The organism is Luteolibacter sp. SL250 (genome assembly GCF_026625605.1).
Lineage (GTDB): Bacteria > Verrucomicrobiota > Verrucomicrobiia > Verrucomicrobiales > Akkermansiaceae > Luteolibacter.
Genome location: NZ_CP113054.1, coordinates 3,232,084 through 3,255,674, shown reverse-complemented (window position 1 = coordinate 3,255,674; position 23,591 = coordinate 3,232,084). Strand labels below are relative to the sequence as shown.

Annotated in this window: 8 protein-coding genes; 6 read left to right on the top strand and 2 right to left on the bottom strand. The window is 62.1% G+C overall.

The window, feature by feature from the left end; all coding sequences use genetic code 11:
• Positions 1–65: 65 nt before the first annotated feature.
• Positions 66–2,069 (bottom strand): ATP-dependent helicase, encoded by a 2,004-nt coding sequence (locus tag OVA24_RS14305; protein WP_267670561.1) that lies wholly within the window; start codon positions 2,067–2,069, stop codon positions 66–68.
• Between the two features lie 182 nt (positions 2,070–2,251).
• Between OVA24_RS14305 and OVA24_RS14300 the strand changes: the two genes are divergently transcribed.
• The 5 genes from OVA24_RS14300 (at position 2,252) to OVA24_RS14280 (ending at position 7,379) form a co-directional block, all read left to right on the top strand.
• Complete coding sequence (locus tag OVA24_RS14300) at positions 2,252–2,968, top strand: hypothetical protein (RefSeq protein WP_267670560.1); 717 nt, start codon at positions 2,252–2,254, stop codon at positions 2,966–2,968.
• Between the two features lie 15 nt (positions 2,969–2,983).
• Positions 2,984–4,528, top strand: coding sequence for a GDSL-type esterase/lipase family protein (locus OVA24_RS14295; protein WP_267675287.1), 1,545 nt, complete (start codon positions 2,984–2,986; stop codon positions 4,526–4,528).
• A 65-nt stretch (positions 4,529–4,593) separates the two neighbouring features.
• Complete coding sequence (rpmI, locus tag OVA24_RS14290; protein WP_267670559.1) at positions 4,594–4,806, top strand: 50S ribosomal protein L35; 213 nt, start codon at positions 4,594–4,596, stop codon at positions 4,804–4,806.
• A 137-nt stretch (positions 4,807–4,943) separates the two neighbouring features.
• Complete coding sequence (rplT, locus tag OVA24_RS14285) at positions 4,944–5,327, top strand: 50S ribosomal protein L20 (protein WP_267670558.1); 384 nt, start codon at positions 4,944–4,946, stop codon at positions 5,325–5,327.
• A 162-nt stretch (positions 5,328–5,489) separates the two neighbouring features.
• A complete protein-coding gene (locus OVA24_RS14280; protein WP_267670556.1) occupies positions 5,490–7,379 on the top strand; it encodes a toll/interleukin-1 receptor domain-containing protein in 1,890 nt (629 codons plus the stop codon).
• Positions 7,380–7,386: 7 nt separating this feature from the next.
• On the opposite strand, the gene OVA24_RS14275 is transcribed toward OVA24_RS14280, so the two are convergent.
• Positions 7,387–8,463 carry a right-handed parallel beta-helix repeat-containing protein gene (locus OVA24_RS14275; RefSeq protein ID WP_267670554.1) on the bottom strand — a complete coding sequence of 359 codons (1,077 nt, stop codon included), beginning with the start codon at positions 8,461–8,463 and terminating at the stop codon, positions 7,387–7,389.
• Between the two features lie 241 nt (positions 8,464–8,704).
• Between OVA24_RS14275 and OVA24_RS14270 the strand changes: the two genes are divergently transcribed.
• Entirely contained in the window at positions 8,705–23,557 is a 14,853-nt protein-coding gene (locus tag OVA24_RS14270) for a chitobiase/beta-hexosaminidase C-terminal domain-containing protein (RefSeq protein ID WP_267670553.1), read from the top strand.
• Positions 23,558–23,591: the final 34 nt, after the last annotated feature.

The window sequence follows — 23,591 nt, the reverse complement described above, 5'->3', positions numbered from 1 at the left end:
CTCAGCGATTGCTTTTGCGTTGAAGCACCTGTCTCGAGAATAGCCAGCGCGGTGTGCCTGCACTTTCAGAGGTCCCCCAGCATCCCCTTCAGGTTCCCGAAGAAGTTGTCCAGTTCCTCGGTGCTGGCTTCGGCGCCGAGGATGTCGTCGTAGCTGGTGTGGTCGAGGAAGTCATCGTCCAGTTCCGGGATGAAGGAACTGACCTGGCAGTGGGTCTCCTGGCCATACTTCATCCGCTTGGAGCAGTAGGTCATGGTGAGGTTGTCCTGGGCGCGGGTGATGCCCACGTAGAGCAGGCGGCGCTCCTCGTCCTTCGTGCCTTCCACGATGCTCCGGGAGTGGGGGAGGAAGCCCTCCTCCAAGCCGACGAGGAACACGATGGGGAACTCCAGCCCCTTCGAGGCGTGCATGGTGATGAGGGTCGCCCCCTGCTTCTTCTCCAGATCATCGTCCTCACGCTCGGAGGCGAGGGCGGATTCATCGAGGAAAGCCTGCAGCTTCTTGCCCTTTTCGGTGTGCTTGCGGAGGCTGTCGATGACGTTGAAAATGCCTTCGCCACGCTGCTGGCGCTCGCTCTCCGTCTTGCAGCTCCGCTCGATCCACTGGAGATACTCCATCTCCTTGAGCATTGCCTCCAGCACCACGGAGGGCGGTTCCTTGGCGATCTCGATCCTGTTCTTCGCCCCGGCAATGAGGGCGACGAATTCCTGGATGGCGGTGCGTGCCTTTGGGCCGAGGGTATCGAGGAAATACGGATCGCACAGCGCCTGCCAGACGGACTGGTTGTTCTCGCGGCTCCAGTCCGTGGCGAGCACGGCGGTGGTCTGGCCGATACCACGGTTCGGGGAATTGATCACGCGCAGCAGCGGCACATCCGCATCCGGCGAGGCCAGGAGCTGCACGTAGGCGAGCACGTCGCGGACTTCCTTGCGGTCGTAGAAGCTTTGGGCCCCGACCATGCGGTAGGGGATCTTCCGCTCACGCATCGCCAGTTCCAGTTTCCGGCTCTGGCTGTTGGTGCGGAAGAGGACGGCGAAGTCCTCCCAGTTCCGGCCTACGGCACCCTTTCCAGCGAGGATCTCCTCGGCGATGAACTCCGCCTCCTCCTCGTCACCGGGCATGGCGACGATGCGCACGTTGTCCCCGCCCATGCGGGTGGAGCGAAGGATCTTCTCCCGCCGCCCTCTGTTGTGGCGGATCAGGCTGTTCGCGGTGTGGAGGATGGCGTGGCTGGAGCGGTAGTTCTCCTCAAGGCGGATGATCTTGGGATCCGGGAAGAACCGCTCGAACTGGAGGATGTTCGCGGACTCCGCCCCCCTGAAGCCGTAGATGGACTGGTCGTCATCACCCACCACGCAGACGTGGTAGGGATCCCCGACGAGCTGCTGGAGGAGCTGCATCTGGAGGGCGTTGGTGTCCTGGAACTCATCGACCGTGACGCGGGTATAGGTCCGGCGGAAATGATCCCGGACATCGGTGTGCTCGCGCAGGATCTGCTCGGCCAGCAGCAGGAGATCGTCGAAATCGACGGCGTTCTGGGCGCGCAGCTCGTTGTTGTACGCGACGGCCAAGCTGGCGAAGAAATCATCCTGCAGTTCGGATGGGTCGAGGCCCTTGTTCTTCGCGTTGGAGATGGCGGAGAGCACCGCGTCCGGCTTCACCTTTTCATCGGTGCCGCCCATGCGGACGAGCAACTGCTTCATGATGCCGACTTGGTCCGAGTGGGAGCAGATGGAGAAGTTCTTCTTGTAGCCCAGCTTTTCGATGCCGCCGCGGAGGATGCGGACGCAGAGGGAGTGGAAGGTGCAGACGGTCATCGCGTTCGCCGCCTTCTTCGATACCATGCCGCCGATCCGCTCGCGCATTTCGCTGGCGGCCTTGTTGGTGAAGGTCACCGCGAGGATCTGTTCCGCAGGGATCTTCCGCTCCAGCATGTGGGCGATGCGGCAGGTCACGGTACGGGTTTTTCCCGTGCCTGCGCCGGCTAGGATGAGGACGGGACCATCGAGCGCACCTACGGCCTGGCGCTGGGCGGGATTGAGGGAATCAAAGGAGAAAGCGGAAGCCATCGGCGGTGCGGAATGGAAGCGGGGAAGGGGGGCGTTGGCAATAGCGGGGTGGTTGCGTGGAGTGACCGGGTGCATTTTAGCGGCTGCTGCTTCGTTAAATGAATTTTCTTGAGTTCCCTTTCCGGATTTGGGAGAGATCGTCGCCGGGTAGCGACCGTGCGAAAAGCCCAAGTTCCACGCTGATGAAAAACCTCCCCCTTCTGGCGGCGCCGCTGGCGTTGGCTTTCCTGGCCTGCGCTACAGCGCGGGCCGCCACTGTCACCTACCAGTTCACCGGGCACAGCCTGGCACCCGCATTGTCCGGCGTCCCTGCGGGAGTGACGGTCAGTGACTTCATCATCGGCAGCGGATTCACGCTCACTGACAACGGAGCGGGTCCTGATTCGATCCGTTTTCATGCGTCGGACGTGGGGGGCTCCAGCAGTCCGGCCCTGACCACACTCAACCAGTATGTGTCATTCAGTGTGACCATTGCGGCCGGGACGGTGGTGAATTTCACCTCGTTGTCCCTCATTTACAATTCGACCATTCCGACCGCTGAAATCTCAAATTCCCGGGTCTTCAGCAGCATCGACAATTTCGACAACATCGCGAATGACACGATCGGGGTGCTGGGCAAGGCCTCCGGCACCGCCACGGGCGGTCCATTCACCAGCAGCATCAGCCTTTCATCTCCGGAGGGGAACAGCCAGCGTGGGACGAACGTGACGAACGGAGAGTTCAACAACCTGACGAACCGCACCGTCACCTTTTACCTGCCCTGGATCGACAACGACACCGGGACGAACTACACGGATGTGGACGACGTCACACTGACGTTCGACATCGTCCCGGAGCCGACTGCGGCGGCGCTTGGTGCGGTCGGGCTGATTCTGCTGTTGCGTGTCCGCAGGGCTTGATAGTTCCGGAGCGTGATGAAAAAGGATATGCCGGGAATCATCCTCCGCTGGGTGGCCCTTTTCGCGGCGCTGTGTTCCGGCACTGCCAGCGCTGGTCACGTCCGCTTCGGGTTCACCGGCGGTTCACTTGCTCCGACATTGGTGGATGTGCCCGCCGGAGTGACGGTGGAGCTGTTGGTGCTGGGGGCGAAGTTCAGTTCCCCGGCCGGTACCGCCGGGAATGTCTTCGATGAAGGAGCGGACCCGGATGGCATCCGCATCACGGCGGCGGATGGTACGGGAGCCGCAACGGGAACTTCCATCACGGCGGGGACCACCTTGTCCTTCACCGTGCACATCCCTGCCGGCGTTACCGTCGGTTTCCAGTCTCTCACCCTGCGCTACAAGGGCACCAACGTGACGGGACGCTCAAATGCCCGGGTGTTCAGCAGCATACGGGGATCGGCAAGCGCTTCCGCGGATACGGTGGGTATTCTCGGGCGGGATGGCGAGGGGACGGACTCCACGTTTGTTCAGGACACCGTGAACCTGGCTGTGATCGATGCGGAAGCGGGCACCAACATCCAAGCCGGGGATTTCACGAATCTGAGCAACCGCTCGGTGACCTTTCTTCTGCCATGGATGGACGGAAACGATGCGGCCACCAGTTACATTGACCTGGATGACCTGACGTTGAACTTCCTTGCGCCGTCCAACCTGAAGGTGACGGATTTCCGGATTGCCGGGGGGGAGATGTCGATCTCATTCGATACGGATGTTGGCAGGGATTATGCGGTCTTGTGGGCGACGGACCTTCTGGGGCCGGCCTACCGGAAGCGCTGGAATCTCCAGGTATCGGTCGTCCATTCGGTTGGCGGGGTGAGGACTTATAATCTGGGTGCTCCCCACGGACCGCGTATTTTCTATGTGGTGTCGGAAGGGGAAGGGGCCAGCCATCCGGTGGCGAGGATACTGCCCATCGGTGATTCCATCACGGAAGGCGGGATCGGCACGGTGTATCGGGCCGGGTTGGCGGCGAGCTTGACCTCGGCCGGTTACCTCTACCGCTATGTGGGATCCAAACCGGCGGATACCTCCGATCCGCTGCGGCATGAGGGATACAGCGGAAAAAACGCGAAGGAGATCGCGGAAGAGTTGGTGAAAACAGCTCCATCCCACCCGGCGGACATCGCTCTGATCCATGCGGGTCACAATTTCAACAAAGGGGAGCTCGTGCTCACCCCGACCCAGGAAGCGGACATCCTCAACGAAGGGGAGGCGGCCATCCGAAAGATGGTGGATGTCCTCAGGGCGGCGAACCCGCGGGTGATCGTCCTGCTCGCCAAGGTGATCCCCGCCGGGAAACTGCCGAAGTATTCCTACATCCCGGCGCTCAATGGACGTTACGTCCAGGTGGCGGCAGCCTTGGACACGGTTGCCTCTCCTGTCAAAATTGTGGATCAAAACACGGGATTCGACCCGGAAACGGACACCGTGACCGACAAGGTGCATCCGAATGCGGACGGTGCGGCGAAGATGGCGGACCGGTGGTTCGGGGCACTCGCGCCGCTTCTGGAGTGAAATTTCAGGAAATCGAACCACTTTTGGCTTGTCACGGGCCGGTGGTCCCATAGGTTGCCCGCCCCATGCCAAGAGTCGGAGGAAAAGCAAAGACACGGAAGGCCGTTGCCAAGCGTTTCAAAGTGACTGGTACCGGGAAGATCATGCGTCGCAAGCAAGGTGCCCGCCACCTTCTGCAATGCAAGAACAGCAAGCGTAAGCGCCGCCTTGGCCAAGCCACCGAGCTTGCCGCTGCGGATTACCGCAACGTTCGCGAGAATCTTCCCTTCAGCCACTGAAGATACGAAGCAACGAAACTACGCCCCCGTCCGCGTTTCGGACGGCCTTCACGCAGCCTGATCCCGCGAGGGATACGAGAACAGTCGAGACTGCGGAAGGAAGAATAACAACGGTCTGTTCAAACTGAAAAAAAGAAATGCCACGTGCCACCAACTCACCGGCCAGCCGCGCCCGCCGCAAGCGGACGCTGCTCCGTGCCAAGGGCTTCCGCGGATTCCGCTCGAAGCTCTTCCGTTACGCCAAGGACGCCGTCCGCAAGGCGATGACCTATGAGTATCGCGACCGCAAGCGCCGCAAAGGCCAGTTCCGCCGTCTCTGGACCCAGCGGATCAACGCCGCTGTCCGCGCTGAAGGTCTGACCTACTCGCGCTTCATCGAAGGCCTGAAGGCCGCCGGTATCGAAGCCGACCGCAAGATCCTTTCGGACCTCGCGATCGCTGATGCCGCCGCTTTCTCCGCCGTCGTCGCGCAAGTGAAGAAGGCCCTGGAGGACAAAGCGTCCGCCGCCAAGGGAGCCTGATACTCCTGAGTGAAACCTCAACACCGCCGTCCGGTCCGTCCGGACGGCGGTTTTTTCTTTGGTGGCATTCATCCTCAGTTACCCTCCTGACATCCGCATTGACGGAACGGGGGGAATGCTCCAACGAAATGGAGTGCCTTCCGAGGGCAGCCCACGAGAATCATGGCAGCTACGACTGGACCAGCCTCCATCGACGATGACGTCGATTTCAAATACTGGGCGTTCATCAGTTACAGCCATCAGGACGAGGCGTGGGCGACGTGGATCCACCGCTCGCTGGAGGGTTACCGGCTGCCTCGCGGGGTGGCTGGATCGGATTTCAGAGGAGAGAAGGTGCCGAAGCATCTGCGGCCTGTATTCCGGGACCGGGATGAACTTGCGGGCGGGGCGGATCTCGGTGGAAAGCTCCGGAGATCCCTGCGGGATTCCCGCACGCTGATCGTCATCTGCTCCGAGAAATCGGCCGGGAGCAAATGGGTGAATGAGGAGGTGAGATACTTCAAATCCCTCGGCCGGGAGGATCGCGTGCTGTGTCTCATCGTTTCCGGGGAACCGTATGCCTGCGGAACGCCGGGTGCGGAGCATAAGGAATGCTTCCCGAAGTCGATCCGCTTCCAACTCGATGGGGAGGGAGAGATTTCCAGTGAACCGGCGGAGCCGCTTGCTGCGGATGTGAGACCCGGGAAGGACGGAAAACCGGATGCGCTCTTGAAGTTGGTGGCGGGGGTTCTGGACATCGGTTTCGACCGGCTGAAGCAGCGCGATGCCCGCCGGCGGAAGATGCGCCGCATCCAGTGGTATGCGGGAAGTGCCTGTGGGTTGATCTTCGGTGCTGCGGGTTACCTGCTGCTGGCGGACCAGGGCGTGGGCCTGCCGGGGAAGGAAACGATCCAGCTTGAACTGGACAGGCGGGAACTTTCCGTGATGCGGGCGGTTGCATCCGATGAGGAGATTTTCTCGACTGCCAAACGGCTCCGGCTGGATCTTTCGAACGCCATCCACCGGGCGAAGGAGGATAGCGGTTGGATCAGCCAGACACTGAGGGATGGTGAGGATGATGATCTGCCCGATGATCCGTTCAGCCACTCCCAGGCGATGGCCGCATTGTGCGTGGCGCCGGAAAGAGGCCCTTGGAGCGATGATCTCCTGCTGAAGTGCGCACGGATGACCTTTGTGCCGGAACCGGGCAAGTCCATCTCGGGTTTCCAGGAGCTCTATGCGCCGCCGGAACCATCATTGAAACCGTTCGACAGTTGCGGAGCGTTCTGGTTCGTGAACCTGTTGGCCGCGTCCACCCGGAAGGAAGGATTGGTGCCGGGCAGCATGAGGCCTGCGCTGGCGGAGGATCTGCTGGAGGTCCAGCAGGCGCTCGAACCCTACCGGGCCGGCACAGGCGGGTGGTGGATGTTCCCCGGAGCGGATCAGACGGCGCCGCCCAATGCTTATTCCGCATCGCTGGCGTTGCTCGCCCTGCTGGAGTGCCGGAAGGCTGGCCTGCCATGGATGGGCAGTGTGGAACGTAGGGACGAACTTCTGGAGGCGACGGCGTTGTGGCTGCGGGAGAACTTCCATCAGGACGGCAAGGCAGCGGGTTGGCGGGGCACCGGCGAGAACCGGTATGAGATTTTTGACGGACTGACGCTCCAGATCCATGCCACATTGTTGCGGGCGAAGAATGAGGCGGGAATCGGGATCCCCGATCATATCCTGCAGGCGATGGAACGGCAGTTGATCGACTGCGCTTCCCGGACGGCGGCATTTCCCGTGGCGAGTGGTGAGTTCGAGAGTGATATCAAAGTTCAGGGCCGCGCGATCCAACGGAAGGAGGCCTACCGCTTCCTGTGGTATCCATGGGCGCTGGTGGCGATGGATGGATGGCTGAAAATGGAGAAAGCGGAACCACGGCCGAAGGAGCAGGTCGTCCGCATCCGCCGGGCACGGGCGCATTTGGTCATGGATATTGGCCCCGTATTGGTGGATTCGCTCGAGAACAACTGGCTGTTCATGGCGGCGGAGACACTCTACGGCCTTTCCTCGGTGCGGGAGGATTGAACGCGGATCAGGGCTTGCGGGGATCCGTCCCATATTCGCCCTGCTCCTCCACTGACGGAAGGTTCGGGCGTGATCTGTCCGGGGCATCTTCCGCGAACCAACGGTTGCGGGAAAAGCTGAAGCTCTCCGCCCCGGTGTCCGGGCCGATGTTGATCTCCGTTTTCACCCCGGACCTCCGGAAGACGATGCGGTTGCCGGAGATGGTGACATTCCGGCAGGGTGCGAAGCCATCCGCCTTTGTCTCCTGGAGGATGCGGAAGATCCACTTCTCCGGAAAGAGGATCGTGTTCCCCGTGAATGTCGCGCCATCCACCCCGACGAATGACGCCGCACAGCTTCCTCCCTCGATGACACAGTCGCGGACGGTGATGTCCTTTGCCTCATACTTCGCTCCGGGAGGACGGAAGTAGGCCATCCCGGTTGAGCCGCCGATGTTCAGTGGACGTGGACCGGCGTGGATGAACCGGCATTTTTCGATGGTGATCCCGGAACTTCCACCCTTCGTCTGGATCCCGGTGGCCTGGGACCAACCTTCTTTACCGATGATGCGGCAATCCATGATCAGGGAGGAATGGCATCCCACCATGTCGATCGCCTGACCGGCCCATCCCTCGATATGGCAGTCCCTGATGGTGAAGCCATGGAGTCCGGAGAGCTTGATGGCATCGTGGTTCCCTGTCGGACCGATGTTGGAGATCCGGAGACCCTGCAGTGTGATGCCAGCCACGGGGCTGTCCAACCGGCCACCGTCGTCGATGTTGATGCCGTTCGATGATTGGCCGGTGATTGCGAGATTTCTCAAAGTCAGACCATCACACCGGGTGAAATGCCAAGCTTCTTTTCCCCCTTTGAACACCGGCGGAGAGGCCGGATCAAGCGCCTCGATGGTCAGGTTGGAGACATTCCGGACGTAGTTACCCGGACCGTATTCGCCGGGGGCAATCCGGATCACCGTGCCGGGCGCAAGGGCGGAAAGCGCCGCTTTCAGCCCGGCGGTGGTGGTCACTGTCCTGGGTTCCAGATCAGCGGCGGAACAGACGGCCGCCATGCAGAAAGCAATAGCCGTCGCGGAGTGGATTCTCATGGGTTTCCGACTGATACGGAAGGGTTCGGGGAGATATTGCGGGTGATGGAGAGCTGCGTTGCTCCGGCGGGTGAATTGGGTGCTGTATATACAAAATATATGACTTTGTGGAATGATTAAGAAAGCTTATCTAACACGGGAATACATGGCTTGAACCCAATCCATTGACATTGCGTGAACCACTTGGCCGGGCCTCATAAGAGCTTGGTCATTCCAGATGAACTCCGCATCAAGATGGGGTATGAAACGCTCCCTTGCGCCTCTGGTGCTCGCGCTCGTCCCTATTCTGTCATCGATCACACGGGCGGCCAGTCCGGCCGCCAGTCCTGCGGTTTGGTTGAGAGGGGATACGGGTGTGATAACGGACGGTTCAGGGAACGTGCAGGAATGGCAGGACCAATCCGGTAACAACCATCATTTCACCCAAACTGACGCCGCCCGCAGGCCTCTGCCGCTGGCGGATGCTTTCATCATGGGGGAAGGCCGGCTTCATCGGCTGCCGGATAACCAAGGGGGCAATGCCACGCACAACGGGACTTTGGCGATGGATTTCATCGTCGATGAACCGATCACCATCACCCATGTGGCGGCGTTCGATCACAACCGTGATGGCTACATCAATACGGTCACTGTGAGGATATGGGAGAGGAACGACGGCGGGACACCCGCGACATCAGGGGATGACACCGAAGGTACCATCCGTGATCAGGTGACGTTCACGGCAGCGGAGCCCGGTGTGCTTGAAGGGTGCTTCCGCTGGAAGGCGCTTGGAGTTCCACTGGTGCTTGCACCCGGGGCTTACACCATCGGCGGATCGGGCTACACGGGATCGGACTATTATTATTCCTCCGGTACTATCGCGGGCAAGCCCGTCGCGGGGGGGCTGCGATGGGCGGGAACCGGACGGTATTCGAACGGAACCGCGTGGCCCAACATCACCAGCAGCTATCCGGACAGTTATGCGGGGGCGGCGAATTTCCGCTACCAGCGCAGCACGGTGCCAAAGGTCACCCGGGCCGGACTCAAGTTTGACGGCACGAACGACGGTCTCTCCGGACCGGCGGGACTGAACATCGGCAGACCGCATGCGGTGTTCGTGGTGTATGAGCGCGACGACAGGAATGGTGGTTACGTGATGCAGAATACATCCGGAAGCCATTGGTATATCAATACATCGGGCTATTGGGCGGGCAACAACTGGGTGCGCAACATCGACCTCCCATGGTGGAAGCCCCAAGTGGCGGCGATGACCGGGAACTCCGCCGGGTCCCGTGCATTCAGTGGATACGGGGACATCACGGAGAACTTCAGCCAGACGGCGTCGAATCCCGGGCGCCTGACGCTCGGTGGAGGAGCCGGGCTCGGTGGAGACCCTCTGGCCATGAGGATCTCCGAGGTACTGGTGTATGACCGGGAACTCACCGCAGGTGAGGTCAGGGAAACGCAGACCTACCTTGGCGGGAAGTATGGGATCTTCGAGGAAACCGCCGCCACTCCGGAGATATCACCGCTGGGTTCAACCGGAACCGGCCCGGTTTCCGTCACGCTCAGCACTTCCACCGTCGGAGGACAGATACGCTACACGACCGACGGCAGTGATCCGGTGGCCGGATCCACTCCTTATTCCTCGTCCTTCCAAGTACCACGGGGGACCCAGGTGAGGGCGAGGACGTTCCTTGAAGGCATCCCCGCCAGCGGGGTTTCCGCCCAGTTCTATGCGGATGCAGCGGCGCCTGACATCCCCGTGGCGGGGGCGAAGATGTGGTTGAGGGGGGACCGGGGTGTTGAGAAGGACCCCCGTGGGATGGTGCGCCGCTGGCGGGATCTCACCGGCAACGGAAACGACATGGTGCAGGAGATCGAGGACAAGAGGCCTGCCGCCGTCCAGTCATTCGAACAGGGCGGGGGGACCGCCATCCGTTCCATGAATCCCCTGGGTTCCGCCGGGCATGTCCATTCCGGCACGCTTGGGATGGATTTCGTGGCAACGGAGGAGATCCGGATCACCGACCTTTCCGCTTACGATGCGAATGGAGATGGATTCACCAATGAAATCCGGGTCCAGGTCTGGAGTCGTGATGACAAGGGGACCCCTACCTTTCCGTCTGATGACGAGCGGGGCAGCCTCATCACCGAGGCGAGTTTCACGCCGGGGGATCCTGGCACCCTGGGGAAGGGATACGCCCGCACGAAGCCAGTGACACCGGTCACACTGGCCCCGGGTTCCTACTCCATCGTGGTGTGGGGCTACACCGGTTCCAATAGCTATCAGAACAGCAGTGATGGTTACTGGCTGGAGGATGGCATCCGCTTCGTCAACCAGTCCAGGTACATCGGGTCGAATGGGGCCTGGCCGACCTCGCTCGACTCCCATCCGGTGAAATACAACACCGCCGCGAATTTCCGGTTCACGAAGACGGCAGCCCCTGCGACCACGCGGGGAGCAATCGAGTTCGACGGCGACGACGACGGGCTGCTGGCCGCCCATCCTTCATTCATTCCGCGGGCCGTGGCGGGTGATGAGTCGACTGTCTATGTGGTGTTCGATCGTCGCGGCCCCGGTCCCATCGTCCAGAGTTCCGGCGGCCCATGGTGGATGATCCGTGATGACGGGGGATATTCGACGAACTGGGTCCGCTACCGTTCGGTTCCGGCGGGCCAACCGGTTGTGGCCGCGATGTCGAACGGTCTGGTGAACACCCGGTTTTTCGTGAATGGGGAGGACTGGACCGTCAACTCCTCTCCGGGGGTGGGTGTACCGGGCCGTCTGGCCCTTGGGGGCGGGGAAGGACAGCAGTATGCCCCGTCGCGGAATACGATCTCCGAGGTCATCGTGTTCGATCATGAACTGAGCGAGGCCGAACGGTGGCGTGTGGAGGACTATCTGGCTGCCCGCTACCAGTGGACACGGAAGGTATTGCCGGCGGTGGCTATCAGTCCCGTCGGAAACTTCGGCACCGGCGCGGTCAGCGTGACCTTGGCCCTTGATGTCCCCGGGGCAGTGATCCGCTATACCACCAACGGCACTGATCCGACGGCGGCCTCGACGGCCTATAGTGGTGCATTTTCAGTGCCCCGCGGCACGGAGGTCCGGGCCCGGGCCTTTGCACCTGGAGCCACCGCCGGTTTGGTGACCAAGGCATTCTATGGGGAGTCTGGAGGGGCGGATGATCTGCCGCTGGCGGGGGCCAGCCTGTGGCTGCGTTCGGATGCCGGGGTGGAATTGGATGAAGCCGGAGGAGTGCGGAGGTGGCGGGATCTCAGTGGAAACGGCAATGACATGCTGCAAGGTCTCCAGGTTTCCCGCCCGATGCTGAGCACCTCCGGTGTGGCAAACAGATCCCTCAACGCGATCGTAGTGGGGGAGGGCGATGGTGGCACCACCTACGCAGGCACCTTGGGTGAGGATTTTACGGTAACCGAGGCGGTGGAGGTTACCCATCTTGGTGCCTATGACCATCAGAAGGACGGCTTCGCGGGGGATGTCCGCGTCCAGCTCTGGACACGGAATGACGCCGGCACGCCGATGATCCCCGGAGATGACACCGCGGGCACGATGGTGGCTGAAGCCACCTTCACCACGGCCCAGCCGGGTGAACTGGATGGCGTCTCCCGCTTCAAACCGCTGGCGTCGTCCGTCACCCTGCAACCGGGAAACTACACGGTTTACGCGTGGGGGTATAACGGAGGAAACCGTTACTATGAAGGGGACCGCAGCAGCGGATCATCCGACGGACGTTTCCGTTTCACCGCAACCCGCTACCACAGCACTCCAGGTGCGTGGCCGGGTACCATCGACGGCCAAGGTCCGCTGGACTACAATGGTGCTGCCAACTTCAGGGTTGCTCCGGCCGCAGGTGCGGCTCCCATCATGCCATCGCTCGTCTTCGACGGCTACGATGACGGGCTGTGGGGAAGGGAAGGGATGAACCTTGGCCGTCCATCCACCGTGCTGGTTGTCTTCCAGTTGGAGCGTCCGGAATATGGATACCTCCTCAACAACGGCAACAACCAGTGGACGATCCAACGGGATGGTTATTACTCGAATGGATGGGTCAGGAACGAAATTTTCGATACCCGCCGGGGCTATGTGGCGACCCTTTCGAGTTCGGCAAGCGGCACGCGCTCCTACCGCAACGGGGATGATGTGACGGTGAATGGAGCGCTCACCAGCGGAACACCGGGCCGTCTGGCCATTGGTGGAGGCGCGGGTCCGTCGGTCGACGCGCTTCCTGCGAGGGTTGCCGAAGTGATCGCCTTCGACCGGGTTCTGACGGACGCGGAACGCTTCACGCTGGAGAGCCATCTGGCGGAAAGGCACCAACTTTATCAACCTGAGGCAGCCCCTCCGGTGATATCGCCGGTGCCGGGTTACGGTTCCGGGGATGTGACGGTGACGCTGGCCACCACGACTCCCGGTGCGCAGATCCGCTATACGGTGGACGGGTCGGAGCCGACGGAGTCTTCCCCGGCCTACTCGGTGCCATTCAACGTGGCGCGCGGAGTGACGGTGAAAGCGGCCTCCTTTTTGAGCGGGGCGGTGCGCAGTGGGGTGGCTGAGTCGTTCTACGGAGATGCGGCGTCCCATCCTTTGCCTGTGACGGATGCGGCATTGTGGCTCCGTTCCGACATGGGAGTGGTGAAGGATACGCAAGGTGGGGTGATGCGCTGGAAGGATCTTTCGGGCAACGGGCGCGATATGGTCCAGATCGCGGGGGAGAAGCGGCCGAAGACGGTCGAGGCGGCGTTCGGCGGCGCGGTGAAGCGCGTGGTTTCGGTTCCTTACGGAGCCACCGGCGGGACGAACTACAGCGGTTGGATCGGGACGGACTTCATGGTGGATACCCCCGTGGAGCTCACCCATCTCGGGGTGTTCGATCATCAGTCGGACGGGTTGGCCGGAAACATTACGGTGCGGGTGCATCGCGTCGACGACAAGGGGACCCCTGCTCCGGCGGATGACACGAGCACGGAGGTGCTCCTCACGCAGGTGTTCACACCGGCGGTATCCGGTGAGCTTGACGGAGGAGTCCGCTATCTCCCGCTGGGAACGCCTCTGGCGCTCGCTCCGGGGCGCTATTTCATCGAGTCCTCCGGTTGGACCGGCGGCAACAACTACTACGGCGCCGACATTTGGGAGGAATCCACGGGAGAAGGGATCTCCTACCCGAGCGTCGGTCGCTTCGGCACGTCAACCAGTGCCTTCGGCGGAAGCCTGGGTGCGGACAACCGGTATCTGGCCGCGAATGGATTCAAATTCCGCAGGCAGGGTGCCGTGAATCCTTCTTACAGGGCGGTGCGCTTTGACGGCTTGAACGACGGCATGTTGGCGCCGGAGGACTTTTCGGCAACCCGTCCGTCCACCGTATTCATGGTCTATAACCAGCTCAGCACGACGCAGGGCAGGCTGCTGCAGAGCACCACGTCGAACTGGTTGCTCGGGCCGCACAGTGGCACCCAGGGCTGGTATGCCGACGGCTGGATTTCACAGGCACCGGTGAAAGTCGGCACACGCTCCATCTCCGTCGCCGTGCAGGACGTCGGGGACTCCCGCTATCTCTACAACGGTGTGGACGTCACCCAGAACGCGAACTATATGGGCCAGCTCGCCCGGCCGGCGATCGGTGGGGGGGAAGGCGCCAACAACCAGCCGACGAACGCGGACCTGGTGGAGTTGATCATCTACAACCGTACCCTCACCCCGTCGGAGCGACAACAGGTGGGGAATGCGCTGGCGGCCCGCTATGAGGTGGGAGAGGAGCCGTTGGTGGCGCCCGTGGTCTCTCCGGATGGCGGCTATTTCGCGAACGCGCAGTTGGTGACATTGAGTCATCCGGTGTCCGGCGTCGAGATCCGCTACACCACGGACGGGGCGGAGCCTACCACGGAGTCCAGTCTCTATGGGGCGCCATTCCAGATTTCCTCGAATACGACCGTCAAGGCACGTGCATACCGTCCGGGGAACAGCGCGAGTGCGGTGGAGGAAAGCAATTTCATCATCGAAGCGGGGGCTCCGGCTGTCCCCCAACGGCAGGCGATGCTGCTGTGGCTGCGCGCGGGGGTGGGTGTGGTTTCCGATACGGATGGAGTCTCCGTCTGGCGGGACCTGTCCGGAAAGGGAAGTGACGCCCGACAGGATACGGTGGCATCGAGGCCGGTTCTGGATCCCACGGTGATCGGTGGGGCGCCGGGCGTGGTGTTCGACGGCAGCAACGACCATCTGCGGCTCCCCGCGGGTTTCCGCAATCTTTCGCAGGGACTGACCGCGACCTTTGTGTTCCGCGCGGGGACCGCGGCCAACTGGCAGCGGTTGATGGAACTGGGAAGGGGTGAAAACTCACACAATGTCTTCTTCGGCAGGTACCAGAATTCCACGTCGTTTTCCTACGACGTCCGGGGAGCGACGCAGAGGAACCTGGGGGTTCCGAACGGGATGCTTCCATCCACCAATACGGTCATCACCGTGAGCCAGCTTCCATCGGGCGCGGTGAAGGTCTTCGTGAACGGCTCCTTGATTTCCGAGGATCCGGCGTTCCCTCTGCCCTTCGATGTGCTGCGGACCAGCAACTTCATCGGCCGCAGCAACTGGGCCGTGGACGCCTATTATTCCGGAGCCATCTCCGAGGTCATCCTCTATGGAGCCGCTCTCAGTGATCTGGAGCGCGAGACCCTGGAGACGACGGTGAGGGCGCGCTACGGCATCGCCACTTCCGCGACCGGCATCGTCACCTTCTCTCCATCCCCCTCGTTGCTTTATCCAAGCGGGGTGGATGTGGTGCTGTCCTCGCTCACGCCGGAGGCACGCATCCGCTACACGCTGGATGGCTCCGAGCCGACGGAAAGCTCCGCGCTTTATTCCGCGCCGGTCAATCTCTCCCAATCCAGGCGGGTGCGCGCCCGCGCCTTCGCGGACGGCCTGAATGCCAGCCCGTTCAGTGAGGCGACCTACCTGGTGGGCCAGCCACCTTCCAGCGGGGACGGTCTCACCGGAACGTACTATGACAATGGGGACTTCACCGGGGCATCGCTTGTCCGGGTGGATCCCACCATTGATTTCAACTGGAATGGTGCCGCTCCGGACCCGGGCATCGCCGGCGATTCATTTTCCGTGCGGTGGACCGGCAAGGTGTTGCCCCGGTTCTCGGAAGACTATGTCTTCCACGTCGCTTCCGACGACGGCCAGCGGATGTGGGTGGACCTCGATCGGAGTGGAACCTTCGAGCCTGCCGAACTCCTGATCAATGATTGGACCGCACACGGTGAAACCGAGCGTTCGTCCACGCCGGTGCCGCTGCAGGCCGGGGTGCTGTATGACATCCGGGTGGAATACTTCCAGTCCACGGGCCCGTCGTCCGCGAAGATGCGCTGGAGTTCCTTCAGCGAACCGAAAGCGATCATTCCGCAGACACAACTTTTCTCGGATGCGGAGTTCGCACAGACGGTCACCACACCGGTGATCTCTCCGGGAAGTGGTGTTCATACCGCTGCGGTGGAGGTGACGGTCACCTGCGCCACTCCGGGTGTGACCATCTACTACACCACGGACGGGAGCGTGCCGACCACCAACTCCCAGGTCTATGGGGGCAGCTTCTTGGTCGGCGTGACCGGCCAGGTGAGGGCGAAGGCCTACAAGACGGGTTTCAACCCCAGCGGCGTGGCGACGGTCAACTACCAGATCGACGCCCAGCCTCCTCAGATCGGATCTTTGGCCTGGAATGGCACCGCGGTCGTCAATGGTGAAACTTTTGTCCGCAAGGGTGAGTTGTCCACCGTTGCGACGGATAACGACGGGCTCAATCGTGGCGAGTTCTTCTACCGTCCTGAATCCTCGGCCAACCGTGTCCTGATCGGCTCGGACACATTCCCGGCGAATGGACTTACGGTTCCATGGAACATCGCAACCATCACGGACGGAACCTACGAAATCATTGTCCGGGTCTATGACAATTCGGGTACCTGGTCCGAGTTCTCCCGCACGATCAATGTCGCCCTGGCACCGCTGGCAGCTCCTGTGATCACCGCGCCCGCGAGCGGCGTCACCGTGCAGGAGTCCGTCGTGGCCCTTCAGATCCAGGCGGAACCGGAGTCGAACGTGAGGATCTTCCGGGACAATGCGTTCATTTTCTCCGGTTATGCATCTTCCTCCGGCTTGTTGAACTATGCGGCATCCCTGTCGACGGGTACCAGCAGCTTCAAGGCGGTGGCCCGCAACAGGGCGGGGGACAGCGCGGACTCGAATTCCGTGACGGTCACCCGGGTGCGGGAGTTCCCGCAGCTTGCGCTCAGCTTCCCGGGGGAGACGGTGATGGAGAACGCCCAGCTCACCGGAACGGTGAGCATCCCGGCATCCGTTGCTGCGAATGTGACCGTCCAGGTCAGCGTGAGCAAGCCGGGGCGTTTCGAGTCGATGCTCCCGGTGGTGATCCCGGCAGGCAGCACCTCGGCGACCTTCCAGCTCTCTCCCCGGCAGAACACGGTCATCGAGCTGCCGGCACCGGTCCTCGTAACGGTTTCCGCAACGGAGCATCGCAGCGCTTCGGTTGAGCTGACCTTGGGGGATGACGACTATCCCGATATCACGCTGTCGCTTTCCGAGTCCTCTGTGGCGGAGTCCTTCGGTACCGTCATCGGGACGGCCACCCGTGCACAGGCTACCGACCGGTCACTCCGGATCGATCTCACGAATTCACTCCCGTCCCGTGTCACGGTGCCGGCGCATGTCGATATACCGGCAGGAGCGACGAAAGTTTCTTTTTCTGTCAGCGTGTTGGATGACGCACTCGACAACGGCAATGGAACGGCGGCGATCGGCGGCAGGGTTCTGGTGGGTGTCACTCCGGTGGCGGTCGCTCCGGTGGTGAATCTGGAAGTGAGGGATGATGAAGGTCCCGTGCTCCTCCTGACGATGAGCCGCCCTCTCATCCAGGAAGGCGGGCAGGTGTCCGCAACGGTCAGGCGGTCCGGAGGTGATTCCTCCCCGGCCCTCACGGTGGCCCTCTCCGGTACTCCCGCAGGAAAGGTTGGCATGCCTTCCACCGTGATCATTCCAGCGAACCAGAACAGCGTGACGTTCACCATCAACGCCCCGGTGGATCCGGCGGAGAGCGGAACCCGCCCGATCTCCGTCCGCGCCTCCGCAGCGGACTATACGGACGCGATCACCTCGCTTTCCCTCACCGATACCCAGCTCCCGGACCTGGCCGCCGGTGATGTCACCGCGCCGGCCACCACCCCCACGGAGCAATACATGGCCGTGACCTACCGGGTGAACAACCAGGGTTTTGCGCCGACGAACCTCCCATTCATCGAGCGGGTCTATCTTTCCCGCGATCTGTCGTTCAGCAATGATGACGCGTTGGTCCGCCAGGTGGACCAGACCGGTGAGGTGGCGGCCGGCGGTGGATATTCCCGCAGCATCACCGTGCTCACCCCGCGGGATACGGGCATCTACTATCTCATCGTGGTGGTGGATCCTCCCAACGACCTACCGGAGATCGACGATACCAACAACACCGCCGTACTCGTACAGCCGATCCAGGTCCGCCCAGCCTATGAAGTGACGGTGCAGACCGCTCCGGAAGTCGTCGCGGCGAACACCCCGCTGATCTTCACCGGAACGGCTTCGAAGGAAGGCGGCGCTCCGGCACAGTTCTCGATGGTCAACATCCACATCCGTGTGAACAACACCAACCGGATCATCTCCGCGGTGACGAATTCACTGGGTCAGTTCAACGTGACCTGGACCCCGCTGCGGAATGAAGGCGGGCTTTACACCATCGGCGCGGCGCATCCGGGAAGTCCCACCGCTCCGGTGCAGGACACATTCGAGATCCTCACCATGGGGGTGGATTCCCCTCCGGGCGTGGCGATCTACGAGGCGAACACCGCGACGGTGAACGCCATCCTGCGGAACCCGAACAGCCGTCCACTGACGGGGATCACCTTCACCATTCCGGTGTCTCCTCCTGCCGGACTGACCATCACTCCGGCCTTGTCCGCGACCACGTTGGCGGCGGGGGAATCCCTTGTCGTGCCGATTACCGTCACCGCCGCCGCCGGGTTCTCCGGCAACGGCAACTTCCCACTGGTGGTCCAGACTTCAGAGGGGGTGACGATGGATGGAAGCATCAGTGTGTGGGTGGAGCTTCAGAAACCGGTGTTGGCCCTGGATCCGCAGAGCCTCGCCTTCTCAGTGCTGCGGGGTGGCTCGAAGTCCGCCAGCTTCACCATCACGAACACCGGTGGTCTGGCCACCGGGGCCATCCAGGTGCTGTTGCCGGATCTGCCCTGGCTTTCCGTCGCTTCGGAGAATCCGGTTCCGTCCATCCCTCCGGGTGGCAGCGCCTCGGTCTCGCTGGTGCTGACACCTGGTGCGACGGTCCCGCTCACCCAGTATACCGGCAGCCTCGCGCTCAATCCCGCGAACGGCGGCGGCCGGAACTTCCCCTATCAGTTCCGTGTGGTGTCCGACTTGAGGGGAGACATGGGTATCACGGTGGTGGATGAACTGACGTTCTTCACCGCTGAAGCTCCGAAGCTCCAGGGAGCCCAGGTCACCGTCCGTGACGCCGTGACGGCGGAGCAGGTGGCCGTGCTGGAGACTGGTGCGGATGGTCTTGCGAATTTCACCAACCTTCCCGAAGGGTGGTACCGGGTGGATGTGACGGCATTCGAACACGAATCGTTCTCCGGCAACTACTACGTCACCGCCGGGCAGCCGAACGCCCAGGAGATCTTCATCTCGAAACAGCTCGTGAAATACAGTTGGAAGGTCGAGGAGGTGGACATCCAGGACGTGTATGAGGTGAAGATCGAAACCACCTTTGAGACGAATGTCCCGGCCCCGGTGGTCACGGTCTCACCGAGCGACTTCGACGTCGGGGACCTGACGATGCTCGGCCAGTCGAAGACGATCAACATGACCATCGAGAACCATGGCTTCATCTCCGCACAGCATGGTGAGATCAACTTCTCAACGCATCCGTTCTATGAGTTCAAGCCCTTGGTGACAAACATCGGAACCATTCCCGCGAAGAGTTCGATGGTGGTCCCGGTGGTGATCACCCGTGTGGGTGAGTTCGATGGGGAGGGTGGTGTCATCACTCTGGCCAACCGGGGCGGTCGGGTCGCCAAATCGGGCGCGAACGTGCCGTGTGGTGCCTCCGGTTCGGTGAAGTATGATTTCCCCTGCGGACAGCACCTGGTCGAGAAGGTGGCGGTGTTCGTCGTCAGCCGTGTCTCCGGAAGCTGCACGGGCAATGGTGGCCCGGGTGGTGGCGGCGGCTACATCGGGTGGCTGGGTGGATACTATTGGGGTGGAGGCGGTCCCGGAGGCGGAGGCCCAGGAGGCCCCTCCGGAACATCCCTTTCGTTCGCCTCGCCTGATCCGTGTCTTGATGACTGCATCCTCAAGGCCACGCTCGACTGCCTCATCGGCTACACTCCATTGGGCTGCGCCTATGCCCTCGTTGGTTGTGGATCCAGTCTGTATGACGACATCGGCGGGCCGGAAGGGGTGGCCAGTGGCGATACGACCGCAGGGTGCATCCTTGCGATCCAGGGCTGCATGGCTGACGCGTTGGGGCCTGTCATCGGTGGCATCAACAACACGCTCCAGTGCGGCCTCGCCTATGCGGTTTGCTACAAAAAATTCGGTGGTGCCGGAGGAGGTGCTGGAGGTGGCGGCGGTCCGGGTGGAGGGCCGATCCTGAACTCCGCCAACCGTGCGAAGAACACGGAGGATGGCTACTTCATGACCCCGGAAATGCGACAGCTTTCCCCTGAGATGGCAGTGGCCTGGGACCGCGCGGAGAAGTTCCTCAAGTGGGTGGAGTTCCTGATGGGTGGGAGGGAAATCGTGTTGGCCATGCGTCTTCCTGGCGGACAGGAATTCTTCAGCCAGTTCAGCCAGTTCCTCAACGGGGACAGTGATGGCGGGAGCGTGATCAATGAGTCGGAAGCAGCGGTTCTGCTCGCGCTGGCAGATTCTCGGGACATCGATATCCCGGCGGTGGAGAAGGCCATCGCCCGCTGGAACCGGACGATCGACTATAACGCCCGGGGCATCCTGCGGATTGCCGATGTTCCTGCAGGTGACAGCACGGATTTCCTGGATGCGATGGAGTTCGACAACGTCAGCACCGCTGTCTCCGCAGCCGTGGCGGCCAGCCGTGCGGATGGCTTCCTGGATCCTGCCGATGAGCTGCTCCGTCGATATGCAGTCCTGCGTGAAACGCTGGCCGCCGGTTCCGGTGGCACCTGCGCGAAGGTGAAGATCGCCGTTTCGCAGGATGTGATGATGACCCGGACGGCTTTCCGCGCAACGCTCGAACTGCAGAACGAACGTGAGGACGAACTGACTGAAGTCGGGTTCAGCCTCCGCGTTCTGGACGGAGCCGGACTGCCCGCGGATGATCTGTTCAACATCCAGGTGACCCGCCTGACCGGACTCGCCGCCATCGATGGCACCGGCGAGATGCCGGGCAACGGCCTGGGCACGGTGCAATGGACGCTCATCCCGCGGGATACCGCCGCCCAGGAGGCGGACATGCGCTACACGGTGGGCGGTGTGATCCACTACGTGCAGAACGGCGTGGAGTTCAACATCCCGGTGCAGAACGTGCCGATCACGGTCAAGCCGGACGCGGCCCTGACGCTCAAATATTTCCATCAGCGGGATGTTTTCAGCGATGACCCGCACACGGACAAGATCGAGCCCGCCATCCCATACAAGCTTGCGGTCATGGTGGAGAACAGCGGCTACGGTGAGGCGCGGAATCTGAAGATCATCTCCGGCCAACCCCAGATCGTGGAGAACGAAAAGGGCCTGTTCATCGACTTCAAGATCATCGGCACGGAGGTGGACGGGCAGCCGCTGAGTCCGTCGCTGACGGCGGACTTCGGCAACGTGGCTCCAGGACAGCGGAAGATCGCCACGTGGCTGATGACCAGCACCCTCCAGGGGCTCTTCACCGACTACAGCGCGACATTCCAGCACACCAGCGGGCTGGGGGATCCGCGCCTGTCCCTGATGAAGAACGTGGAGATCCACGAGATGATCCGCATGGTCCGCGCCCAGGGTGCGGGGCAGGACTCCGCGCCGGACTTCCTGGTGAACGACGTGCTGGATGCGAACGACTATCCGGACACCATCCACTACAGCAATGGAGGGACGGATCTGGTCACCCTGCGCCAGACTGGTACTTTCACCGGCTCCCTCGCGCCGTCCAACCTGACCATCAACCTCAACGTCGGGTCGTTCAACGGATGGTCCTACATCCGCCTGCCGGATCCGGCGAACGGTGCCTACCGCCTCGTATCCGCGACGCGCTCTGACGGCCGGGTCCTGCCGCTGGACCAGAACGTCTGGCAGACGGACCGCACCTTCATCGGGAATGGCCGCAGGCCCACGTATGAACACATCCTCCACATGGCGGATGACAACAGCACCGGGTCCTACACTCTGGTGTATGAGCAGGCCGCCGCTGCGGACGGCGTGCCGCCCACCAGTGTGGTCGCCGCGCTCCCTGCGGACAGCTATGAGGACATCGCCGTGACATGGAGCGGGACGGACAATGAAGGTGTCGCCTTCTACGACGTCTACGTTTCCATCAACGGCGGAGCCTGGACTCCTTGGCGCACGCACACCTACGCCACCGGTGGGGTTTACAGCGGCACCGCCGGGAATACCTATGCCTTCTACTCCATCGCGACGGACTTCTCCGGAAATCCGGAGGTCAAGACCCCCGGCGCGGAGGCGACGACGACCGTCTCCCGGAACAACCTGCCACCCGTCCTGGAGACCATACCCAACCAGACGGTCAATGAAGGCGGGGTCTTCACCTTGCGCGCCAGCGCGACTGATCCGGACGGAAACAACGGAGAAATCCGCTACTCTGTCGGTGCGAACAAGCCGGGCTTCACCATCGATCCCGTGTCCGGGGTGATCCAGTGGACCACCAGCGAGCAGGACGGCGGCATCACGGCGACCGTGACGGTGGTGGCCAGGGACGGTGGTGTTCCGGCGGCCGTGGCGAACAGGACCTTCACCGTGACCGTGGTGGACGTGAATGATCCACCGGTCATCAGCAGCGTCGCGCCACAATCGCTGGAAGTGGGTGGGGTTCTTCTGGTGGATGTGGATGCGACGGATCCTGACTTCCCCGTGCAGAACATCTCCTTCGCTCTGACGGCGGCTCCTGTGGGAGCCTCCATCAATCCGCAGACAGGGGTGGTGACCTGGTCACCGGTGGCTGGACAGGGGGGCAGGAGCCATCTGTTCACCGTGGTCGCGGCGGATAATGGAACCCCATCCCGCTCCGCGGAAACGAACTTCGCGGTGACGGTCACCGAGGAATCCGACAAACCTCCGATCTTCACCGCAGTGCCGGTGGTCCTGTGGACGAAGGGTCAGACCTACTCGCTGATGGTGGCGGCCACGGATCCCGACGGGGATGCGGTCACCCTCAGTGCGAACCTGGTTGCCGCAGCGGGATCCACCTTCGCGGATCTCGGCGCGGGCAGCGGCAGGCTGGACTGGAATCTGGGGACGGTGAACTCCGGTGTCTATGAAGTGCCCATCACCGCCAGTTCCAACGGTCTGGCCGTGAATGCGATGGTCCGCATCAAGGTGGTGGATGACAACCTTTACTGGAATTGGATCAAGGATGCCTTTGGCGACCTCGGAGATAGCTTTGACCTTTCCCTGCTGGAGATGGACGCCGATCCCGACGGAGACGGCATCGGCAACGTCCATGAAATGGCGTTCCTCACCAACCCGCAGGTGCCCGACCAGCCGAAAGTGGATGTCTCTCTGCAGATCGATGATCCGTTCTCGATCGTCCGCTTGGTGACGAAGCGCCGTGTGGGATCGCAGGCATTCGTGGATCTTGCTCCGGAATTCAGCGCGGATCTCCTCAGTGCCTGGCAACCCGCCCCCCCCGCGGACTGGACGTCTGACATCAATCCCCGTGGCGACGACGACGGACGCCCGGAGACGGAAACCGTGGAGTTCCTCCTCTACGGCTATCATCCGGAAGGTCTGCCGGACAAAGCCTTCTACCGCATCCAGTCGAAGAAGCGGCCGGGTCACTGAGGCCGCGAAAGAGATCTCCCCCCAACATCCCCCC

Coding starts and splice junctions, on each gene's coding strand:
- OVA24_RS14280 (WP_267670556.1), top strand. CDS start 5,490: ATGGCAGCTACGACTGGACCAGCCTCCATCGACGATGACGTCGATTTC.
- OVA24_RS14300 (WP_267670560.1), top strand. CDS start 2,252: ATGAAAAACCTCCCCCTTCTGGCGGCGCCGCTGGCGTTGGCTTTCCTG.
- OVA24_RS14305 (WP_267670561.1), bottom strand. CDS start 2,069: ATGGCTTCCGCTTTCTCCTTTGATTCCCTCAATCCCGCCCAGCGCCAG.
- rpmI (WP_267670559.1), top strand. CDS start 4,594: ATGCCAAGAGTCGGAGGAAAAGCAAAGACACGGAAGGCCGTTGCCAAG.
- OVA24_RS14270 (WP_267670553.1), top strand. CDS start 8,705: ATGAAACGCTCCCTTGCGCCTCTGGTGCTCGCGCTCGTCCCTATTCTG.
- rplT (WP_267670558.1), top strand. CDS start 4,944: ATGCCACGTGCCACCAACTCACCGGCCAGCCGCGCCCGCCGCAAGCGG.
- OVA24_RS14295 (WP_267675287.1), top strand. CDS start 2,984: ATGAAAAAGGATATGCCGGGAATCATCCTCCGCTGGGTGGCCCTTTTC.
- OVA24_RS14275 (WP_267670554.1), bottom strand. CDS start 8,463: ATGAGAATCCACTCCGCGACGGCTATTGCTTTCTGCATGGCGGCCGTC.